The organism is Endozoicomonas sp. SESOKO3 (assembly GCF_024606255.1).
Map to the genome: position 1 here is coordinate 1 of NZ_JAHHPR010000225.1, position 1,906 is coordinate 1,906.

The following is a 1,906-nucleotide window of genomic DNA, read 5'->3' on the forward strand; positions in this document are numbered from 1 at the left end:
GTGTGCCTGTTTTTATTGCTTTTTGTCGTTATTTTGGCATTCCATGTCGGCAAATCGCTAATCCTATCCATACTTTTGCTGAGTGTTCCCCGGATAGAGGCCAAACTTGGGAAAAAGTGAATTTGGGCGGAGAGCCTTTCGAGGAAACCAGAGTCACATCTAAATTCCAGCTCACCAGGAAGGTCAGTGGTTCTGGCAGTGAGTTCAAGAAGACCATGGATCTCCTGAAGAATGTCCTGAAAGATGCTGATCTGGCACAACAGCAAATTCTGGCTAAAGCCTGTGGAATGAGCCTCGAGGAACTGAACAATGCCCTTGAGACTGGCTGTGCGTTGCCAAACAATAATCTGAGTACTTTCGAAACAGTAAAGCACCTCTGGGAGGAAAAAGATCTAACCAGTTTTTCCATGGGCGCCTCAATGTTAGAGTCGCTGGAAACAGAGGCATTGGGCGAAGACGAGAAGACATTGGTCGGCAAAGTGATTCCAATCGGGGAATCACAACCTAAACCAATGTCGGAGGCACTCAAACAAATATTATCCAACAGTGATGAAGATCAGGTCACTGAAAAACTCAAATCACTCCATTCAAAAATGATTGATCAGGCCGGAACAAGCCCTGACCAGTGGTTGTGTTCAATGGTGGACGTACTGGCAAACAGTGATTTGACCCGTCCTTCGATTATTCACTTTGCCCGTGAAGCCCTGGATTCGGGTTGGCTGGATCCAGTGCCGACCTACGGCAGATTCGTTATAAACGCTGTTGAACATCATGAACTATTGGTGTGTCTGCAAAGTGTCGATGAACTGAACGTTAAAGCCACTCATTGTCTGAAAAAGTGGTATGAGGTATTGATGTCCGGGAAAAAAAAGAACCAGCAATGGCGGTGGCGGTCGCCTTGTAAAAAATTCCAGAAGAGAAAAGAGAATGCCTTCTTCATCACTCATCATCATGATGGGCATTCGCCATTCCTTGAAAATAAAATTGTCAGTCCATCCGTAGAGATTGCCTGGACGGACAAACCAGAGGGCGTTCCGAATATAGAACGACTGCTGGCGCAACAACCTGCCTTTGCGCAGTTCAACTCGGGCATGGGGAGCCACCGTCCGGTGATTATACTGGGGCAGCCCTCCCTGGACAGCGAAGTGATTAATGAAAAGGCCGAGGCCCTGTTTCAACGAAAACTTGAGAACAGCCCGGTCTTGAAGCAGATATTGGAAAAAATCAATCAATATGAGGCAATGGAACAACGATACTCAAATGCTCTCAGAGCAACGGATAGTAAGAAAGAAAAGCTTGATATCATAAGCAAGTACGAACCTACCCTAAAGTCCCTTGAGGTACCATTCAGTGAACAATTTCTGATTACTGGCATAAAAAACAAATGCAAGAAAGCGATTCAGCAGGTCTTCATTCATTATTTGTATGAAATGACACATTCGAAAGGTGGGCGCTTAACCTATTGTTGGGCCGATGCTTTCGCCGAGGGGGAAGACAATTGTGGCCTCTTTGGCGCTCATGATCCATCCTCACCAGCAGAGCTGTACGCCATGATGTATTTAATCAAGAGCTCTTCCTGGTCGCAGGAATCTATTAATGATGGCTACTTACGGCAAGCACATAACGCCAGAAACGCTCTGATTCTCAAAACCAATGAGCTGACAAAAATTGCCGAAGAGTTTTTCAGCAGTGTGAATTTGAATTCGATTTATGACTCATTGGATACATGATAACCATCTGCTCGTGATGAATTTTTTTTGAGATGGGCGACTTCCTTCCATGGCAACGAACTGCTGTCAAAATTGAACTTTCGTACTGCATAAAGGTCAAATTATAAAACAGTTTCAATTGAGTCCTTCAGATAGCAGTAGGGAGATTAACCATGGATGGTCAGATTGGTGGAGAA

Annotated in this window: 1 protein-coding gene; it reads left to right on the forward strand. The window is 45.0% G+C overall.

The window, feature by feature from the left end:
- The coding region (locus KDK18_RS03975) for a hypothetical protein (protein WP_257253369.1) at positions 1-1,730 on the forward strand (1,730 nt) is incomplete at its 5' end.
- Positions 1,731-1,906: the final 176 nt, after the last annotated feature.